Consider the following 18,470-nt stretch of genomic DNA (forward strand, 5'->3'; position numbering starts at 1 on the left):
TGACTTGTTGAAAGCTGCTGCTCTCGCAGTGGTGCTCGTCCCGACGTCCCGGGGGGCGCCAGGTGATCAAGCAGCAGACCCATCCCAGCGATGACATTCCTGTCCAAGATGAATGACGGCGATCGCGTCATAGTCGCGTCACCTGACCCGGTCCGTGGTCGGGCCAGGATGCAGGTGCGACATGCCAAACGCCGTCACGAAATCAAGCCCCACGATCCCTCGTCTCTTCGTCCTCGAATTGAACGCGGGCTGCATTCACCTGATGAATGCGGATGGCTCCGACCGCACGACCATCGTCACCGGCTGCCACCTTCCGGATGGCATCGTCGTGGATGTCGAGGCTGGCCATATCTACTGGACCAACATGGGCATCCCGAGCCTGGATGACGGGTCCATCGAGCGCGCCGACATCGACGGCAAGAACCGCAAGACCATCGTCCCGCGGGGACACACCCACACGCCGAAGCAGATCATCCTCGATAAGAAGGGCGGCAAGCTCTACTGGTGCGATCGCGAGGGTATGCGCGTCATGCGCTGTAACCTCGAGGGCTCGCGGCTGGAGACGCTCATCGAAGCGGGCCACGGCGAAGCCGATCGCAAGGACCAGATGCGATGGTGCGTCGGGCTGGCGATCGACCCGAAATTCGGTCGTATCTACTGGACGCAAAAGGGGCCTGATAATGCAGGGCTCGGTCGCATCTTCCGCGCCAATGTCGAAATCCCCGCCGGCCAGACCGCAGCCATGAGATCCGACATCGAGATATTCTACGACGGTCTGCCGGAGCCGATTGATCTGGAGATCGATCACCAGAGTCGAATTCTCTACTGGACCGATCGCGGTGATCCTCCGCGCGGCAACACGGTGAACCGGGCCTCGCTCGACAACAAGCCTGCCGAGCCGGAGATCGTGGTGACCCATCTCATGGAGGGGATCGGTATCGCGCTCGACGTTCCCAACGATCGCATGTTCGTGACCGATTTCGCGGGCTCGGTCTACTCCGCGCGGCTCGACGGGTCCGGCGAGCGCAACTTCCTCTACGCCCAGGGCAATCTCACCGGCATTGCCTATGCCGAAGTCTGACCAACGCATTGGAGAGAACGACATGACCGACACCAAGCCCATTCGCCGTATCGCCATCATCGGCACCGGCGTGATCGGCGCGAGCTGGAGCTCGCTATTTCTCGCCAAGGGATTGCAGGTCGTTGCGACCGATATCGCGCCGAACGCGGAAGCAGCACTAAGGAAGTTCGTCGAGACGGCCTGGCCGGCGCTCAAGCGATTGGGCTTGTCGCCCGGAGCTTCGCAGTCGAACCTCACGTTCACGCCCGACATCGCGCAGGCACTCGCCGGCTCCGACCTCGTCCAGGAGAACGGGCCCGAGCGGATCGAATTCAAGCAGAAGCTCTATGGCCAGCTCGACGAGCTGTTGCCGCCCGACGTGATCATCGCATCGAGCTCGTCGGGGCTCACCATGAGCGAAATCCAGAAGGGTGCCGCATCCCATCCCGAGCGCTGCGTCATCGCCCATCCGTTCAATCCGCCCCATCTGATCCCGCTGACGGAGATCGTCGGCGGGGCAAAGACCTCGGAAGCCACGATCCGGCGCGCAACGGAATTCTACACGTCGATCGGGCAACGGACGGTGCGCCTCAACAAGGAAATGCCGGGGCACGTCGCCAACCGCCTGCAGGCGGCGCTGAGCCGCGAAGTCTATTACCTCGTGGCCGAGGGCGTGGTGAGCGCCGCCGACGTCGACACCGCCCTGAGCTGGGGCCCGGGTTTGCGCTGGGGCGTCATGGGCAGCCTGATGCTGAACCATCTCGGTGGCGGTCCGGGCGGCATCGAGCACTTCTTCCAGCAGTTCACCGGCCCGATGACGGCCTGGTGGAAGACCCTCGGCTCGCCCGTGCTGACGCCGGACGTGCAAAAGAAACTCATCGACAGCGTCCATGCCGAGGCCGGATCGCGCACCATCGCGGAGCTGGAGGCGGAGCGCGACGAAATTCTGCTCGGCCTGATCGAGCTGCGCAAGAAGGCTGCGAAGCCGAGCTGACGCAATCGGCAGCGTCCGCGAGATCAATCATACCTTCAACCCTTCACTTTTCAGGCTTCCGAGCCGCAGCGAGGAGATATCGCAAATGTCCACCGCAAACACAGCAGGCAAGACCGCCGCGCCGAAGTCACCGCCGGCACCCAATGGCGATTTCTACCAACTGGTCGACCTCCTCACCCCGGACGAAAAGGCGCTCGTCAAGAAGGTGCGGACCTACATGGAGACCAAGGTCCAGCCGGTCATCAACAAGTACTGGTCCGACGACGCGTTTCCGTTCGAACTGCTGCCGTCGTTCAAGGAGCTTGGCCTCGGTGGGCTCGGCTTCAAGGGCTATGGCTGCGCGGGCGGCAGCCAGAAGCTGTTCGGCTTCGTGGCGATGGAGCTGGCGCGCACCGACGCCTCGTTCTGCACGTTCTTCGGCGTGCATAGCGGCCTCGCCATGGGCTCGATCTATCTCGACGGCTCCGAGGAGCAGAAGCAGAAATGGCTGCCGGCGATGGCGCGCTGGGAAAAGATCGGCTGCTTCGGCCTCACCGAGCCGCTGGTCGGCTCCGGAACGAGCGGCGGCCTGACCACGACGGCCAAGCGGGAAGGCGATACCTGGATTCTCAACGGACAGAAGCGATGGATCGGCAATGCGCCTTGGTGCGACATCTCCATCATCTGGGCGCGCGACCTTGCCGACAATCAGGTCAAGGGATTCATCGTCGAGAACAAGTCGACGCCCGGGTTCAGCGTCGAGAAGATCGAGCACAAGATCGCGCTCAAGGTGGTCCAGAACGGCCAGATCACGCTGAAGGACGTGCGGGTGCCTGAAGCGAACCGCCTCCAGGGCGGCAATTCCTTTCGCGACACCGCGCGCGTGCTGCGGATGACGCGCTACATGGTGGGCTGGGCATCGACCGGCATCCAGATGGGCGCATACGAGGCCACCCTCAAATATGCCCTGGAACGATTGCAATTCGGCAAGCCGATCGCCTCGTTTCAGCTGATCCAGGATCTGCTCGCCAAGATGCTCGGCAATCTGACCGCGTGCCAGTGCCTGATGCTCCGCCTGGCGCAGCTCGATGACGAAGGCAAGCTCGGCGACCATCACGCGGCACTGGCGAAGGCATTCTGCACGGCGAAGTCGCGCGAGACGGTCTCATGGGGCCGCGAGGTGCTGGGCGGCAACGGGATCGTCGCCGACTACAACGTCGCGCGCTTCTTCGCCGACGCCGAGGCGCTCTACTCCTACGAAGGCACCTATCAGATGCAGAATCTGATCGTCGGCAAGGCCATCACCGGTCACGGCGCTTTCCTCTGACCTTTCAGCGGGGCCGGCGCATCGGCGCCGGCTGCCCTACTCAGGAGACACGACCATGGTTTCGGGAACTGCACCGTTCACCCCTTCGCCTGCAACAGCACCAAGCTCAGCACCGAGAGCGGCGCTGGCCCTTGCGAACGTCCAGTACGAGAAAAAGGGCCCGATCGCCTACGTGACGGTCAATCGGCCTAAAGTGCTCAATGCACTCAATACGCCGACCTGGACCGATTTGCACGCGGCATTCGAGGATGCCAAAGCGGACGCGTCCGTGCGCGGCGTCATCCTCACCGGCGCTGGCGACAAGGCGTTCATCGCCGGCGCCGACATCAGTGAACTCGCCCATGTCGATGCTTACGACGCCGAGGAGTCCAGCCGGTTCGGCCAGGGTGTGCTGGACCTCATCGAAAATCTCGGCAAGCCGGTGATCGCGGCGATCAACGGCTTTGCGCTGGGCGGCGGCTGCGAGACGGCGATGGCCTGCACGATCAGGATTGCGGCCGAGCATGCCAAATTCGGTCAGCCCGAGGTCAAGCTCGGCCTGTTGCCCGGCGGTGGCGGAACGCAACGCCTGCCGCGCCTGGTGGGAAAGGGGCGTGCGTTGCAGCTGATCCTCACCGGCGAGACGATTTCCGCGCAGGAAGCCTATCGCATCGGCCTCGTCAACGAAGTCGTTGCTGCCAGCAGTCTGATCGATCGCGCCGAGACGGTCCTGAAGCAGATCATGGCCAACGCGCCGATCGCCGTGAAGTTCTCGCTGGAAGCGGCCAATAAGGGCATGGACACGAGCCAAAGCGAAGGCCTTGTGCTGGAAGCCTCGTTCTTCGGCATTTGCGCCGCCACCGAAGACAAGAAGGAAGGCACCGCAGCCTTCCTCGAGAAACGTGCGCCGCAGTTTCGCGGTCGCTGAAACGATGCCGCTGTCTACGAGGATCTGGAAAGGACGCCCATGGCAAACGACAACATTTTCTCCGGACTGAAGGTGGTGGACCTCGCGAGCTTCATCGCGGGCCCGAGCGCCGCCGTGATCCTGTCCGACTTTGGCGCCGACGTGATCAAGGTGGAGCCGCCGAGCGGCGAGCTGTGGCGACATGCGCACCACCTCCCGCCGCAGCCGGTCGCCGACGATGCCTATCCCTGGCACCTGGCCAACCGCAACAAGCGCGGCATGGCACTCGACCTGAAATCTCCGGAGGCCCATCAGGTTCTCGAGAAACTGGTCAAATGGGCCGACGTGCTCATCGTCAACACGCCGCATCCGGCGCGCAAGAAACTGAAGCTCGAATATGAGGATGTGGTGGGGTGGAATCCGCGCCTGATCTACGCCGACATCACGGGCTTCGGCGACAAGGGACCGGACGCGAATCTTCCCGGCTTCGACATCACGTCCTACTGGGCCCGCAGCGGATTGCTGTCGATGACGCGCGATGCCGGTGCGCCGCCGACCTGGCCGGTGGCCGGCAGCGGCGACAACGCCACCGCCGTTGGGCTCTATTCGGCGATCGTCACGGCCCTGTATCGCCGTGAACGGACCGGGGAGGGAGCGCATGTCACCACCTCGCTTCTCGCCGAGGGCGTGTGGTCTGCCAGCGTCTCGATCCAGGCCGCGCTGTGCGATGCGAAATTCTTCGGGCTGCATGATCGCATGCACCCCGCAAATGCGGCCATGAACGTGTATCGCGCCAAGGATGATACCTGGTTCGTTCTCATCATCACGCCCGACAAGGTGGAGGCCGTGGCGAAGGCGATCGGCCGCCCCGATCTCCTGACTGATCCGCGGTTCTCCGACCCGGCGAAGCTGACGGCGAACATGACGGAGCTCACGGCGATTCTCGACGAGACCTTCTGTGCCGAGCCGATGGCACATTGGTACGAGGTATTCAACGGCGTTCACGTGACGTTCGGAGCAGTACGCGGGCCACAGGAGGTGATCAACGACCCCCAGCTCCGGGCCAACGACATCATCGTGCCCCTCGAGGGGGCGGGCGGCAAGCTGACGTCCACGATCTCCAGCCCGCTTCAGGTGCATGGTGTCACCAAGGTGCCCGCGAAGCGCGCGCCGAAGATCGGAGAGCATAACGACGAGGTTCTCCGGCAGCTGGGATTCAGCGCGGCCGAGATTGATGGTCTGCACGCGAGCGGTACCGTTCCGAAGGCAAAGGGCCAAGCGGCCTAGCGCGATGACAGGGGGTGTGGCGGCGCTAGCCGCCGCGACCCTGCGTTGCGGTCAAACTCAGCAAAGGGTTCAGGAGTTCGACCATGGATGAGATCGTGACCGAACATGCCGCGGGCATCTTGCGTATCCAGTTGAACCGCCCGACAAAGCGGAACGCGATGACATCGGCCATGTACGTGGCTCTCGCTGATATCTTCAACGCGGCGGCGAATGACGAGGGTACGCGTGTCATTCTCTGGCATGGCGCGGGAGATTCGTTCTGCGCCGGCAATGACATCGATGACTTTCTCAAGAATCCTCCAGGACCGGGTGAATCGCCACAAGCGGGCCTCATGCATGCACTGGTTGACTTCGACAAGCCACTGGTCGCGGCAGTCCACGGCGCTGCGATCGGCGGCGGCACGACCATGCTGACGCACTGCGACTTCATCTACGCGGGCGAGAGCGCAAAATTCCAGATGCCCTTCATCAATCTGGCGCTCGTTCCGGAGTTCGGATCGAGCTGCTCAGTGCCGGCGCGGATCGGTCACGTCCGTGCAGCCGAGCTGATCTTGATGGGATCTCCATTCGATGCCCGGCGTGCGGCGGAGCTGGGACTGGTGACCGAAGTTGTCCCCGACAACGATCTCCGGGCGAAGGCAACCGACACGGCCCGGAAGTTGGCAGCGAAGCCCGCGGCTGCGTTACAGGCCAGCAAGCGGCTCATGAAGCAGCCATTTCGCGAGCAGATCAAGGCCGCGATGAAGGCCGAGAACGAAGAATTCAGCACGCAAGTCCGCTCCGAAGATGCAAGGGAAGCGTTCACGGCTTTCGTGGAAAGGCGCAAGCCCGACTTCACGCGAAACATCAAGTCTCAAGCGACTGCATGACCAAGGAAAAGCCGATGTACGTATGCGTATTGGTTGGAAGCCTGCGGAAGGCTTCGTTCAACGGGATGCTGGCGAATGCACTGATCTCGCTGGCGCCGTCCTCGATGAGGCTCGACATCGTCGAGATCGGAGGATTGCCATTTTACAATGAAGATCTCGATACCGCAGCTCCGCCCGCGCAATGGACCGCGTTCCGCCAGCGCATGAAGGCCGCCGACGCCGTTCTGTTCGTCACGCCGGAATATAACCGGTCAGTGCCTGCCGTGCTCAAGAACGCGCTGGATGTCGGTTCCAGGCCGTATGGACGCAGCGTCTGGGACCGCAAGCCGGGTGCGATCGTCAGCGGCTCGCCCGGGGCGATCGGAGGCTTCGGCGCCAATCATCATCTCAGGCAATCGCTCGTGTTTCTGAACGTGCCGACCCTGCAGCAGCCTGAGGCCTATCTCGGGCATGTCGACAAGCTGTTCGATGAGCACGGCAAGCTCGCTGGCGACGGCACCAGCAAATTCCTCCAGGCGTTCATGCAGGCGTTCGCCAATTGGGCCGAGACGGTTCGGCCCAAATGATCCGATCTCGGGGGCAGCGCGTCTGCCCCCTCGCGGCAAGAGCGGGCTGAAATCGCAGCGTCGCGCTCAAAAATGGATCGGCCGCATTTGCTCGAATTCGTCGCGGCACGCGCGGCTGAAGTCATGCAGCAGATCGATCGTGCCATCGATGGCCATTTCGCGCAGTTGGACAAAGCTCTTGTCCGGCTCCAGATAGGTGTCCAGGATTTTTCGGGTGACGTCCTCGGCATGATGGACCACCGGCTTTGAAGATATCGCCCGCATCGCGCTCATCTTGGCGTAAAGGCTGACCAGGCTCGGAATGTCGGCTTTATCGTGCTGGAGCGCATCGATGTAACATTTGGCGGCGTCCTCGATGAAATCCCTGTACAGGGTCTGCCGCCGAGTCTCCTCGTGAAGGACCCACTGCGCGCGGACCTGGCTTCGCTGGCTCCGCCAATTGGCTATTCCGCTTGTCAGGCCGCCCACGGCTGCACCGGTGAGAGCGGCGAGCGCGGATATGATGGAAGCGTCCACAGGTGCAGTCCTTAACGAATTTCCGGGAATGCTTGCAAGGTCTTGATTGGCCGCAACTATGACGAGGACGATCTCGGTCCCTCGGAAATCAGCCGTGAGCTCCTTTGCCCCGACAGATACGACCAGAACCACTGGGTCTGGACTCGAAACCTGTTCTGGAGTTGCGGCAGGGCGAGCACATGCAACGCGGCCCACACCCACCAGGTCAAAAAGCCGCTGCTGCGCAAATGGCCGGACTCGAGAATCGCAAAATTCTTGCCGACCACCGCCATGTTGCCCTTGTCGCGATACCGAAACGGTCGGCCATCCTTGTGTCCCTTGACGCGGCTGGCGATGACCTGACCGACAAATCGTCCCTGCTGAATGGCTGCCTGCGCGACCCCGGGGACGGGGTGACCATCCTGGGTCATCGTGGCCGCATCCCCTGCAACAAAGACGTTGGGCGCATCGGGAATGTCCATGAAGGCGCCCACGAATGCGCGCCCGGCGCGGTCTGTCCGGGTCGCCAGCATCTTCACGACCGGGGAAGCGCTGACGCCTGCCGTCCAAAGTACGGTGGCGCTGGGAATGCGGACGCCGGCCGCGATCACGCCCTGATCGTCAACCTTCTCGACCTTTACGCCCGTCGAGACCTCGACTCCGAGTTTCGTCAGTCGCTTGGCCGCCTTTCGCGACAGCGATTCCGCAAAGGTCGGCAGGATGCGAGTGCCGCCATCCAGCAGAACAATCCGGCTCTTGGCGGGGTCGATCTTGCGGAAATTGTTACGCAGGGTCACCGAGACCAGTTGAGCGATCGAAGCGGCAAGCTCGACGCCGGTCGGACCGGCGCCCACGAGAACGAAGGTCATTTGGCGAGCGCGCTCGTTCTCGTCATCGGTTGCTTCAGCCAGTTCAAATGCGCTCAAGATCTTGGTCCGGATCGTTTCGGCGTCGCTCAGGCTCTTGAGGCCCGGTGCGAACCGCGCGAACTCGTCATGACCGAAATAGCTCGGACGCATTCCGGTCGCGATCACCAGGAAATCGTACTCGAGCTTTCGACTGCCAATCTCCGGGCAGATGGCCTCGACGGTGCGTGCTCCCAGGTTGACGCCCTTGACCTCGGCCAGCATGACGCTGAGATTTTTCTGCTTTGCCTCGAGTTGCCGGATCGGTGCCGCGATCTCGGATGGCGCCAGAACAGCGGTGGCGACCTGGTACAGGAGCGGCTGAAAGATATGGTGATTGCGGCGGTCGACCAGCGTGATCTCGACATCGGCTCGCTTCAGAGCCCGTGCCGCCGCGATACCGGCAAAGCCACCGCCGACGATCAGGACGCTTTTTTTGCCTGGGGCCGCCTTTGTCGACGGCGGCTTTTCTTGCGGGAACGATTTGGTGAGAATTGTCGTCATGGGTACACCGACTCTCCAGGGCCAGCCGCCCCCCCAGGGTCAGATACAGCGGAGCTCCGGATTAATCTTGGATGGCGCTGCGGTGCATTGAACGACCGTGCCTGATCATCCGGGGAAGGGTCTGAGCCGCTCGTACAGCATGCGCGGGAGGATCAGCCCGAAGGCCATCGCCGTGATGATCAAAAGCGCCGTGGCACTGCTCGCAGCGATACTGGTGACCAGAGCCGCCGGTGCGCCCGGGCCGATTGAGACCAGTTCGACGAGGCCCGTCGCAGTGTTGAACAGGAAGAAACCAGGCATCAACGAGACAACGGCGGAGAACGCGACCGCCGCGAAGGGCAGATGCAGGCGATCGACCACGGGAGCCGTGAGGGCGCTGGCAAACATGCAGGCGACGAGTGTTCCGGCCGGAGCACTTCCGCCGGCGGAGATCACCGCCCAGTGTGCGGCATGTGCAAGCATGCCGACTGCAATCGGGAGAGGCAGCAGACGCCATGGCATTGAGAAGAAAGTACCGAATGAGGCGACTGCGCATCCTGCTGCGATCACATCGATGATCAACGGCAGGGGCGGAGATGGCCCGGCTATCGCGAGTTGCCCGCCGGCGGCCGTGTACCCGAACAGACCGCCGGCGCAGATCAGCAGCACGATGATGCCGGCATAGGCCAGGCGGGTCATGCCCAGTGCGATGCGCGTGCGAGCGAGGTCCATGGCACCGTTGAGGATATGCGGACCGGGGACAAGCACCATGCAGGGACAGAAGGCGACCAGCGCAATTGCATCCGACAGTCGAAATCGGCTGGCAACAGCAGCTACAGCACCGGCGACCAGCGCGGCGCAAAGTGGCTGGAGGAGCGGGTTATGGCTGAAGCCGGACAGCCTGCGCCTGATGAGCGCGCCGGCGGCTGCGCTCATTGCGATCAGGAGCAGGCTCATCGCATCGAGCGCGCCGAAGATGACGCCAAGCGAGGCCGCACCAACGGCTGCGAACAAGGTGAAGCGTGGCGTGGAAGCGGGCGGTAGACGACCGGCCGACTCAAGTGCGGATTGCGCGGCACCGGCCGGCAATGTGCCGTCGCAGATCTGATCTATCACCGTCGTAACGGCGAGTACCCTGCCCATGTCGACGCCGAGCGGCCTGGCGGGCACAGCTTGCGAGACGCGCGAGCCATCCAATTCGATGATCAGTTCGTCCCATTGCGGGAGCACCTTCACCGCGACGCCGAGCGCGCGCCCAAGACGCGTGGCAGCGACAACCGTCCGTTCCGTGGTCTGACCGTGAGCAAACAGAAGAGCGGCCGCCAGCACGGTCGTGCTCAGCGCCGTTTCGCAAGACGGCGGTTCGGCGCGCGAGCTCTCCGGCTTTCGCTCGGTCAATTGCGTTGCGCGGTCCAGTAGCCCGAGCATCGTGAGCTTCCCGAATAGCCGCTCCACCTTCCGCGACCCGAGTTCCCGGAAAGTCTGCCCGTGCCGGACGCGAATTTGTCGTGAACCTCTACCGAAGCGCGGACCGAACCGGATTTCGCGACGTAGCCCCTGAATTTCACGAGATTGGGATGCGTGACTATTCCGTCGGAAATATTGACGGTGAAGTTGTAGCTGGGATCGCATGCGCCGCCTTGCGTCACGAAGACGAGATCCCAGGAGCCGTCATAGGCGGATCGTGCCTGCGCGGCCGGGGCCATCAGGCAAACAGCTGCAATCGTCCAGAGCAAAGGCATCTTCATCGATAGTTCTCCTAGGCTCGGCGAACGTTTCCACGGAGACGGAACGAATTTCGCCGATGTTCAAACCAGGGATCGAGCGTCACAGATATAGGGCTGCTCTAGGAAGAATTGGCGCAAAGCGCTTGTTGAAAAGTGCTCAGATCACTTTGAATCGTGCGTTCACGAAAGATGCAGGCGCGACCAGACGCCCAGCCAATTGTTTTGAGCAGGATTGGCTCCAATCGAGCAGCCATATTCAATCGCGGCCACCGCTGGGCAGACATACTGAACGCACGCACTGTCGCTGTTCGAACGGAGCACGACAGGTCGCATTCAGAATGAACCTGGAGCCGCGAGATGAACGTCAAGTCCATTGCTGGCCAGCTTGGGGAAAGACGCGCTCGTACCCCTCATTCGCTGGCTGACCATTGGAATGTGTCTGACTTCGTCGCCCTCACAAAGCCGCGCGTGATGATGCTCGCGGTCTTCACCGCGCTCGTCGGATTGAGCTCCGCTCCGGTTCGCCTTGATCCGCTAACGACCCTTGCGGCAGTTCTTGCCATTGCAGCGGGAGCCGGAGCCGCCGGTGTCCTCAACATGTGGTACGACGCCGATATCGATGCGGTCATGAGCCGCACCGCCATGCGGCCAATTCCGCTCGGCAAGATCTCCCGGTTCGCGGCGCTTGTCCTTGGACTCCTTCTTGGCGGGTTCTCCGTGGTGGCTCTCGCCCTGGCGACGAACCTCGTGGCAGCCGCGTTACTGGCGGGCGCTATCCTCTTTTATGTCGTGGTGTACACGGCGTGGCTGAAGCGGTCCACGCGGCAGAACATCGTCATCGGCGGCGCTGCCGGCGCGCTGCCGCCGGTGATCGGATGGGCCGCGGCAACAGGCGATATCGGGCTGGAGCCGCTTGCGCTGTTCCTCATCATCTTTCTCTGGACGCCGCCCCATTTCTGGGCGCTGGCACTCAACCGCACCGAGGATTACGCCGGCGCGGGCGTACCGATGCTGCCGGTTGTTGCGGGACGCTCGGTCACAACACGGCAGATATTGATCTACAGCGGTCTCCTGGCTCTCGGTTCGGAGCTGCCCTGGGCACTGGGGTTCGCAGGCGTGATCTACGGCGTCACCGTTGCGATCTGCGGGGCGCTTTTCCTCATGCTTGCATTTCTGCTGGACAGAAGCATCGGGCCTGATCGCCGTCCCGCCCACAGGCTGTTCGTGTTCTCCATCTTCTATCTGTTCGCGTTGTTCGCAGCGTTCCTGGTTGACCATGGCGGCGAGTCATTCCGGCGCACGCGTGCCTCGCATGCGGGCATTGCCACGTCGGTGCATGCTGATCGCCTGCCGGAGGTCGCCCGGAGCGCATGGCGCACCAACAATCCCAGGGAGCTCTAACATGCGATACGGCTTACTGGCAGCCCTCCTGACCGGGGCCATGATGCTCGGCAGCTGCACCGAAGGCGTGCTCGATCCGAAAGGGCCGATCGCGCTGGCCGAGCGGCAAATTCTGTTTAACGCGCTCGGCATCATGCTTGCGATCGTGATCCCAGTGATCCTTGCGATACTTGGCTTCGCCTTCTGGTTTCGTGCATCGAACGAGCGTGCGCGCTATCGGCCGGATTTCACATATTCCGGACGTCTTGAACTGCTGGTCTGGTCCATCCCCGCAATGACGGTGCTCCTGGTCGGCGGCGTCGCATGGATCGGCGCACACGATCTCGATCCGGGCAAGCCGATTAGCTCGACGGTCAAGCCTGTCAACGTTGAAGTCGTCTCGCTCGACTGGAAATGGCTGTTCATCTATCCCGAGCAGGGCATCGCGAGCGTCAACAAGCTGGTCGTGCCGGTGGGGACGCCGATCAGCTTTGAACTGACCTCATCGAGCGTCATGAACAGCTTCTTCGTGCCTCAGCTCGGGAGCCAGATCTACACCATGTCGGGAATGGCGACCCGCCTCCACCTGCAGGCGGACCATCTCGGAACCTATCCAGGGATCTCCGCCATGTTCAGCGGCGAGGGCTTTCCCTACATGCACTTCACGGTCGAAGCAGTGACCGACGGTGGATTTGCGCAATGGGTTCGGCAGACCGGCGAAACCGGTTCGATCCTCGATAAGCAAGCTTACGCCGATCTGGTCAAGCCGAGCAAGGCGGTCGCGCCGTTCACCTATCGTGGCGTCGTCTCCGATCTGTTCAGCAGCATCGTAAATGCTGGGATGGGCACCCAAGACTCCCATCAAGACTCTTCTCTATCAGTTTGTTCAACCTCGCAGAGGGCAGAGCGATGAATCTCCTCGGAAAGCTCGATTGGAGCGCGATTCCTCTCCATGAGCCGATCATCATGGGTGCAACGGGCTTCATGGTCCTGGTCGTGCTGGTCGTTCTCGGATTTATCACGGCGAAGGGAGCTTGGCCCTATCTATGGCGCGAGTGGCTCACCTCGGTCGACCACAAGCGGATAGGCGCCATGTATTGCATACTGGCGCTCGTCATGATGCTGCGCGGCTTCAGCGATGCGATCATGATTCGCGCGCAGCAGGCGCTCGCAGCCGGCGGTGCACAAGGTTATCTGCCGCCCGAACATTTCAATCAGATTTTCTCGGCGCACGGCACGATTATGATCTTGTTCATGGCAATGCCGTTCGTGGTCGGGCTCATGAACTTCGCAGTACCGCTGCAACTCGGTGTTCGCGATGTGGCATTCCCGACGCTCAATTCCGTCAGCTTCTGGCTGACCGCCTCGGGCGCGTTGTTGGTCAACATTTCGCTGGCGGTCGGCGAGTTCTCGAAAGCAGGTTGGTGGGGGTATCCGCCACTGAGCGAATTGCAATACTCGCCCGGTGTCGGCGTCGACTACTATCTCTGGTCTCTGCAGATATCGGGTATCGGTACCCTGCTGGCGGGAATAAATTTCGTCACGACCATCCTCAAATTGCGGGCACCGGGGATGGGCTATATGCGGATGCCGGTCTTCTGCTGGACCGCGCTTGCCGCCAACCTGCTCATTGTCGCGGCTTTTCCGGTCCTGACCGCGACGCTCGCGATGCTGGCGCTGGATCGCTATCTCGGCTTTCACTTCTTCACGCTCGAAGGCCAGGGCAATCAGATGCTGTACTCCAACCTGTTCTGGGTATGGGGGCACCCCGAAGTCTACATCCTGATCCTGCCGGCGTTCGGCGTCTTCTCGGAAGTGATGGCGACCTTCTCCGGCAAGCCGTTGTTCGGCTATCGCTCGATGGTCGCCGCGACGATGGCCATCTGTATCCTCTCCTTCCTGGTCTGGCTGCACCACTTCTTCACAATGGGTGCCAGCGCGAACGTCAACGGCTTCTTCGGCGTCATGAGCATGATCATCGCCTTGCCGACGGGCGCGAAGATCTTCAACTGGCTGTTCACGATGTACGGCGGCCGGGTTCGTTTCTCGGTGCCGGTGCTGTGGTCGATTGGCTTCATGGTGACTTTCGTCATCGGCGGCATGACCGGTGTGCTCATGGCGGTGCCCCCGGCCGACTTCCAGCTGCACAACAGCGTGTTCCTGGTCGCGCACTTCCACAATGTCGCCATTGGCGGCGTCGTGTTCGGAGTGATGGCGGGGTACAATTATTGGTTTCCCAAGGCGTTCGGGTTCAAGCTCGACGAACGCTGGGGCAGAGCCTCTTTCTGGTGCTGGTTCGTCGGCTTCTATGTCGCCTTCATGCCGCTCTACGTGCTCGGCCTGATGGGCATGACCCGGCGCATGCAACATTACGACAATTTGTCCTGGCAGCCGTGGTTGATAGCGGCGGCATTCGGCACCGCTATCATCCTGGTCGGCGTCGCTTGCCAGATCGTCCAACTCGTTGTGTCGATCCGCAATCGCGAAGAATTGCGGGACGTGACCGGTGATCCCTGGAACGGCCGCACGCTCGAATGGGTGACGGCGTCCCCGCCGCCGGCATGGAACTTTGCGTTCCAACCCAAGGTCGCCGGACTGGATGCGTTCTGGAGCAGCAAAAGCCGCGCACTGGCGACAAGGGACGAGCCAGCGCCGGCGCGTAATTACGAGCCCGTCGAAATGCCGAAGAACAGCGCCACCGGCTTTGTTACGGCCTTCTTCGCGGTCGTCATCGGCTTTGCGCTGATCTGGCACATCTGGTGGCTGGCCGGCGTCGGGATGTTCGGCGCATTCGCGACGCTACTTACCTTCTCATTCCGCCGACACAACGAAATTGAGGTGCCGGCCGAGGAGATCGCCCGGTTCGTGCAGGCCCACCAGGCTGGAGTTGCAGCATGAATATCGCCGTCGCAATCGATCAGATTCCGCAAGAGGCACTGCCAAGTGCGAGTGAAGCGGGACCTGCTCCAAAGAGGATCGTGGTCGCCTATGGCTTCTGGATCTTCCTGCTGAGCGACATCATCATGTTCGCCGCGCTGTTCGCGAGCTACGCGGTCCTCGTGCGCTCCACGGCCGGCGGCCCGACCGGCGCCCAGCTGTTCAACCAGACGACGGTCGCGATCGAGACAGCCTGCCTTCTCTTTTCGAGCTACACTTGCGGGCTGATGTCCTTGGCGGTGAATTCGCGCCGCTATTTCAGGACCTATTTGGGAGCGTTGATCACCTTCGTGCTCGGAGCCATATTCCTTGCTCTCGAGATCCGCGAATTCCTGAGCATGATCGCCATCGGCGCAGGGCCGCAGCGGAGTGCGTTTCTGTCCGCATTCTTCACGCTGGTCGGATGCCACGGGCTGCACGTTACGCTCGGACTGGTCTGGCTGACCGTGATGATGGTGCAGGTTGCGGTATTTGGATTCGCCGCGAGGGTGCAGCATCGCCTGCTCTGCTTCTCCTTGTTCTGGCACGCCCTCGATATCGTTTGGGTCGGGGTACTGACGGTGGTTTATCTGATGGGAGTGAGCTCATGACCGAGGTTCGACACGAACGCGCACCCGGAGACAGGCCGAGCCGCGAGATGGACGCATCGGCTCCATCCGAGCTTCTCGTCTACACGATCGGCCTGCTTGTGGCGGTTCTTCTCACGGCTACGTCATTCTGGGTTGCAAATACGACGCTGCTCTGGCCAGGCGGCGTAGTCCTCGGTCTCGCCGTCCTCGCCATTGCCCAGATGGGCATTCACCTGGTGTTTTTCCTGCAGATCACCAGCGGGCCGGAGAGCACCAACAACGTGCTCGCGCTCGCCTTTGGCGCTCTCATCGTATTCGTCGTGATCGCCGGCACGATGTGGATCGTGGCAGACATGAACACGAACATGATGATGCCGTCGAGCATGCCGATGGGCATGAGGATGCAACGCTGAAGGGCGTCGCGGGGATGGCTGCTGTCGTTCGAGCATGCCGTCCTCGCGCAGTGCGTGTTCGTCAGCTTTGGTCGGCCACATCGATCGGAAGGCGCTCGACGGCGCCCATCGCGTCGTAATGCTGTGACGGGCCGACTATCTTGTGGGGCGTTTGCGAGTGCTATTGCTGTCCCTGGCGCCGGGGATTTGCGGGATATCCACCTGGATTACCTGCCTGCAGGTATCGCTGAGTTCGGAGCTCCGCTCTCTGAGACAAATCGTTATGTCGTCCGCATTGGGGATGAACGCACTGCAAAGTCGGAACACATCGGGCGTGCATGCCGCGCGCTGTTCCGGTGTTCCTTGCGAGAACGAGGGCGCGGACCAGGCGGTGGCGAGCAGCAGGCACAGGGACACACCCCACGCCGGGGATATCGACCGCCGTGGCATCCGCTTGTTTGAACTTTTCGTTTTCATCTGGAATCTCGTGCTGATCAATCGAGGCCGATACTCGACCTCGTCAGGCTGACACCGATACGCTCTCGTCGGAGCACGGGCTTGTCGCAAAATGTCAGCGTTTGTAGCTTTCGACCCTGCCGCGGCCCACCGCGTCCTGGAACGGCCTTGTGGGGGAACGGGCAATATGCATCTGCCCGGTTCGGGCCGGTCTGTAGCAACCGCGAGTGCGCATGAACCGCCAAGGCGTCACACGTTCGTCCAAGCGTCGCGCCTGATACGGGCGCTAGTGTTCGATCCTGGAATGATGCGCCTGACACCGACTGCTGGCGGGGCGAGGACATGCTCAAGGGATTTACGGCTCCTCGGTCGCCTCGGGGGATTGCTGCATTGGTCCCACCGCCACCCTGGCACTTCGCTGGTGACGTGCTCGCGGTGGAATTCTGGAATGATCCCGATGTATCGGTCCAGATATTCCCCTCTGGCGTGGAGCTTGATGAGCGACGTCGAGGCCGCTCGGTCGCACTCTTCACGGACTATCAGTTCACGGCGCAGAACGAGGAATATCTGGACCCGGCCAGATATCAGTGCCGCGGGTTCAGCGTTCTCCTCGACGCGATGTGGAAGGGGACCCCAATAGCGTGGTGCCCATACTGCTATGTGGACAACGACGCTGCATTGATGAGAGGCTGGATTCAGGGCTATCCGAGAAAGTTCGGCACTGTGCACCTGACCCGCACCTTTGCCGCAGCGAGCATGGCTTCGGCGCCTCTCGCCAATGATAGCAGATTTTCGGCCTGCATGTCTGCTCACGGCCGCTTGCTGGTGCGGGCGAGCGTCGTTTTGCGCGAAAAGGCTGACCGTCTTGTCGGGCTTCTCGATCGCCGGATTGTGGGGCGGCGGTATTTTCCGCGGCTTTCGGCGGGCATGCACGACAAGCCGGCTGTGGACGAACTCGTTCGATGTATCTCGGATCATTCCCTGGTCACAAACATCTGGATCGGCGAGGGTGACCTCAATTTTCCGGAGGCCTACGGAGAGGAATTGGAGATGCTGGGTCCGCTCAAGGTTGGACGCGCATATCGGTTCTCGTTCTCCTATTCCGTCACCGACATCGAAGTTCTGGCAGACCTGACAGCGTAGCGGCCGGCTGATGCCAACAGACGTGTTCCGGATTGCGGCAGGAATCAACAAACCGGCGCATTTCAATCAAATCAAGCGGGGCTGGTTCCGGTAGCCTCTATGCCGAAAGCGATGCATCAGGACACGGGAATGCTGAAGGGCTTTACAGTTCCGAAGTCGCCATTCGGCCAGGCCGCTCTCACTCCGCCGCCACCCTGGCACTACGCTGGCGATGCTGTCGGAGTCGAATTCTGGACCGACCCCGACGCGACAGCAGCGACATTGCCGAATGGTCTTTCGCCGGATCCTGAGTCAAACGGTCACGCCGTCATGCTGTTTCTGGATTGGCAATTCACCGCCCAGGACGACGAATACCTCGAACCGGCTCGCTATCAATATCGCGAGGCGTTTGTCCTGGTCGACGCAATGTATGTAGACATCCCGGTCATGTGGTGTCCGTACATCTATGTCGACAATGACGCTGCGCTGGCGCGCGGCTGGACACAGGGATTTCCCAAGAAGACGGGGAGCATCTTTCAGACACGCTCCTTTGTGGCTCCTGGGCCCGCCGCGGCGCCGATGGCGTCAGGCAGCCGGTTTGGCGCCAGCCTTTCGGCGCATGGCCAGCGTCTTGCGGAAGCGTGCGTCACCTTGCGCGAGCCGGTCGAAGACGGATTGTCTCTGCTCGGCCGCCCCACGGTCCTGCTGCGCTACTTTCCGAGCCTAGTGGCCGGCCGCCGGGACAAGCCTGCCGTCGACGAGCTGGCGATGTCAGTCACCGACAATCTCACCGTTGCCGGTGCATGGATCGGAACAGGAGAGCTCAATTTTCCGGATGCGAACGGTGAGGAGCTCCACTCGCTCGCGCCGCGTCGGATCGAGTCGGGCTTCCGGTACTCGCTTTCCTATTCGACCAGCGATCTGAAAATCCTCGAAGACCGTGCTTTATAAGTGACCTCTCGCGCCCGGACGGCGAAGTGCACAGCCGCCGCTTCGCTAGGAGGTCCGTCGCAGGGCCGCTATCGGCGGCTATATT

17 protein-coding genes are annotated in these 18,470 nt (G+C 61.9%); 14 read left to right on the forward strand and 3 right to left on the reverse strand.

Annotated features, from left to right (window positions below):
- Positions 1-181: 181 nt before the first annotated feature.
- The 7 genes from AB7535_RS09535 (at position 182) to AB7535_RS09565 (ending at position 6,968) form a co-directional block, all read left to right on the forward strand.
- Complete coding sequence (locus AB7535_RS09535) at positions 182-1,081, forward strand: 3-hydroxyacyl-CoA dehydrogenase (protein ID WP_085404124.1); 900 nt, start codon at positions 182-184, stop codon at positions 1,079-1,081.
- A gap of 22 nt (positions 1,082-1,103) precedes the next feature.
- A complete protein-coding gene (locus AB7535_RS09540; RefSeq protein ID WP_063986479.1) occupies positions 1,104-2,054 on the forward strand; it encodes a 3-hydroxyacyl-CoA dehydrogenase NAD-binding domain-containing protein in 951 nt (316 codons plus the stop codon).
- Positions 2,055-2,139: 85 nt separating this feature from the next.
- Positions 2,140-3,360 (forward strand): acyl-CoA dehydrogenase family protein, encoded by a 1,221-nt coding sequence (locus AB7535_RS09545; RefSeq protein WP_085404123.1) that lies wholly within the window; start codon positions 2,140-2,142, stop codon positions 3,358-3,360.
- Positions 3,361-3,415: 55 nt separating this feature from the next.
- Positions 3,416-4,267, forward strand: coding sequence for an enoyl-CoA hydratase-related protein (locus AB7535_RS09550; RefSeq protein ID WP_084795195.1), 852 nt, complete (start codon positions 3,416-3,418; stop codon positions 4,265-4,267).
- 39 nt (positions 4,268-4,306) lie between these two features.
- Positions 4,307-5,533 (forward strand): CaiB/BaiF CoA transferase family protein, encoded by a 1,227-nt coding sequence (locus AB7535_RS09555; RefSeq protein WP_354113062.1) that lies wholly within the window; start codon positions 4,307-4,309, stop codon positions 5,531-5,533.
- Positions 5,534-5,616: 83 nt separating this feature from the next.
- Positions 5,617-6,402: an enoyl-CoA hydratase gene (locus AB7535_RS09560; RefSeq protein ID WP_063984103.1), complete on the forward strand. Its 786-nt coding sequence runs from the start codon at positions 5,617-5,619 to the stop codon at positions 6,400-6,402.
- A 14-nt stretch (positions 6,403-6,416) separates the two neighbouring features.
- A complete protein-coding gene (locus tag AB7535_RS09565; protein ID WP_063986477.1) occupies positions 6,417-6,968 on the forward strand; it encodes an NADPH-dependent FMN reductase in 552 nt (183 codons plus the stop codon).
- Between the two features lie 66 nt (positions 6,969-7,034).
- On the opposite strand, the gene AB7535_RS09570 is transcribed toward AB7535_RS09565, so the two are convergent.
- From AB7535_RS09570 to AB7535_RS09580, 3 genes are all read right to left on the reverse strand, one after another.
- Positions 7,035-7,616 (reverse strand): hypothetical protein, encoded by a 582-nt coding sequence (locus tag AB7535_RS09570; protein WP_441254216.1) that lies wholly within the window; start codon positions 7,614-7,616, stop codon positions 7,035-7,037.
- A complete protein-coding gene (locus AB7535_RS09575) occupies positions 7,541-8,872 on the reverse strand; it encodes an NAD(P)/FAD-dependent oxidoreductase (RefSeq protein ID WP_084795194.1) in 1,332 nt (443 codons plus the stop codon). Before AB7535_RS09575 ends, AB7535_RS09570 begins: the two co-directional genes overlap by 76 nt.
- Before the next feature lie 105 nt (positions 8,873-8,977).
- On the reverse strand, positions 8,978-10,483 hold the full coding sequence (locus AB7535_RS09580; RefSeq protein WP_354113061.1) for a threonine/serine ThrE exporter family protein: 1,506 nt from the start codon (positions 10,481-10,483) through the stop codon (positions 8,978-8,980).
- A 452-nt stretch (positions 10,484-10,935) separates the two neighbouring features.
- Here AB7535_RS09580 and AB7535_RS09585 point away from each other — a divergent pair, with 452 nt between their 5' ends.
- The 7 genes from AB7535_RS09585 (at position 10,936) to AB7535_RS09615 (ending at position 18,385) form a co-directional block, all read left to right on the forward strand.
- Positions 10,936-11,979, forward strand: a complete 1,044-nt coding sequence (locus tag AB7535_RS09585) for a heme o synthase (RefSeq protein ID WP_354113060.1) — start codon at positions 10,936-10,938, stop codon at positions 11,977-11,979.
- A gap of 1 nt (position 11,980) precedes the next feature.
- Entirely contained in the window at positions 11,981-12,871 is an 891-nt protein-coding gene (cyoA, locus tag AB7535_RS09590) for a ubiquinol oxidase subunit II (RefSeq protein WP_354113059.1), read from the forward strand.
- Positions 12,868-14,856, forward strand: a complete 1,989-nt coding sequence (gene cyoB, locus AB7535_RS09595; RefSeq protein ID WP_354113058.1) for a cytochrome o ubiquinol oxidase subunit I — start codon at positions 12,868-12,870, stop codon at positions 14,854-14,856. The genes cyoA and cyoB overlap by 4 nt, the downstream gene beginning before the upstream one ends.
- Positions 14,853-15,485 carry a cytochrome o ubiquinol oxidase subunit III gene (gene cyoC / locus AB7535_RS09600; RefSeq protein WP_231144552.1) on the forward strand — a complete coding sequence of 211 codons (633 nt, stop codon included), beginning with the start codon at positions 14,853-14,855 and terminating at the stop codon, positions 15,483-15,485. The genes cyoB and cyoC overlap by 4 nt, the downstream gene beginning before the upstream one ends.
- Positions 15,482-15,877 (forward strand): cytochrome o ubiquinol oxidase subunit IV, encoded by a 396-nt coding sequence (gene cyoD / locus AB7535_RS09605; protein WP_439037318.1) that lies wholly within the window; start codon positions 15,482-15,484, stop codon positions 15,875-15,877. The genes cyoC and cyoD overlap by 4 nt, the downstream gene beginning before the upstream one ends.
- Before the next feature lie 777 nt (positions 15,878-16,654).
- Positions 16,655-17,455 carry an acetoacetate decarboxylase family protein gene (locus AB7535_RS09610; protein WP_063984095.1) on the forward strand — a complete coding sequence of 267 codons (801 nt, stop codon included), beginning with the start codon at positions 16,655-16,657 and terminating at the stop codon, positions 17,453-17,455.
- A 129-nt stretch (positions 17,456-17,584) separates the two neighbouring features.
- The gene (locus tag AB7535_RS09615) at positions 17,585-18,385 is read left to right on the forward strand and encodes an acetoacetate decarboxylase family protein (protein WP_063986473.1); all 801 of its coding nucleotides are present in this window, start codon (positions 17,585-17,587) and stop codon (positions 18,383-18,385) included.
- The last annotated feature ends 85 nt before the right edge of the window (positions 18,386-18,470 follow it).

It is taken from the genome of Bradyrhizobium sp. 956_D2_N1_4 (assembly GCF_052076025.1).
Classification (GTDB): Bacteria; Pseudomonadota; Alphaproteobacteria; order Rhizobiales; family Xanthobacteraceae; genus Bradyrhizobium; species Bradyrhizobium barranii.

What these genes read in the sequence shown, in the direction of transcription:
- AB7535_RS09535 (WP_085404124.1), top strand. Translation starts at nt 182, where the DNA reads ATGCCAAACGCCGTCACGAAATCAAGCCCCACGATCCCTCGTCTCTTC.
- AB7535_RS09540 (WP_063986479.1), top strand. Translation starts at nt 1,104, where the DNA reads ATGACCGACACCAAGCCCATTCGCCGTATCGCCATCATCGGCACCGGC.
- AB7535_RS09545 (WP_085404123.1), top strand. Translation starts at nt 2,140, where the DNA reads ATGTCCACCGCAAACACAGCAGGCAAGACCGCCGCGCCGAAGTCACCG.
- AB7535_RS09550 (WP_084795195.1), top strand. Translation starts at nt 3,416, where the DNA reads ATGGTTTCGGGAACTGCACCGTTCACCCCTTCGCCTGCAACAGCACCA.
- AB7535_RS09555 (WP_354113062.1), top strand. Translation starts at nt 4,307, where the DNA reads ATGGCAAACGACAACATTTTCTCCGGACTGAAGGTGGTGGACCTCGCG.
- AB7535_RS09560 (WP_063984103.1), top strand. Translation starts at nt 5,617, where the DNA reads ATGGATGAGATCGTGACCGAACATGCCGCGGGCATCTTGCGTATCCAG.
- AB7535_RS09565 (WP_063986477.1), top strand. Translation starts at nt 6,417, where the DNA reads ATGTACGTATGCGTATTGGTTGGAAGCCTGCGGAAGGCTTCGTTCAAC.
- AB7535_RS09575 (WP_084795194.1), bottom strand. Translation starts at nt 8,872, where the DNA reads ATGACGACAATTCTCACCAAATCGTTCCCGCAAGAAAAGCCGCCGTCG.
- AB7535_RS09580 (WP_354113061.1), bottom strand. Translation starts at nt 10,483, where the DNA reads ATGCGATCCCAGCTACAACTTCACCGTCAATATTTCCGACGGAATAGT.
- AB7535_RS09585 (WP_354113060.1), top strand. Translation starts at nt 10,936, where the DNA reads ATGAACGTCAAGTCCATTGCTGGCCAGCTTGGGGAAAGACGCGCTCGT.
- cyoA (WP_354113059.1), top strand. Translation starts at nt 11,981, where the DNA reads ATGCGATACGGCTTACTGGCAGCCCTCCTGACCGGGGCCATGATGCTC.
- cyoB (WP_354113058.1), top strand. Translation starts at nt 12,868, where the DNA reads ATGAATCTCCTCGGAAAGCTCGATTGGAGCGCGATTCCTCTCCATGAG.
- cyoC (WP_231144552.1), top strand. Translation starts at nt 14,853, where the DNA reads ATGAATATCGCCGTCGCAATCGATCAGATTCCGCAAGAGGCACTGCCA.
- cyoD (WP_439037318.1), top strand. Translation starts at nt 15,482, where the DNA reads ATGACCGAGGTTCGACACGAACGCGCACCCGGAGACAGGCCGAGCCGC.
- AB7535_RS09610 (WP_063984095.1), top strand. Translation starts at nt 16,655, where the DNA reads ATGCTCAAGGGATTTACGGCTCCTCGGTCGCCTCGGGGGATTGCTGCA.
- AB7535_RS09615 (WP_063986473.1), top strand. Translation starts at nt 17,585, where the DNA reads ATGCTGAAGGGCTTTACAGTTCCGAAGTCGCCATTCGGCCAGGCCGCT.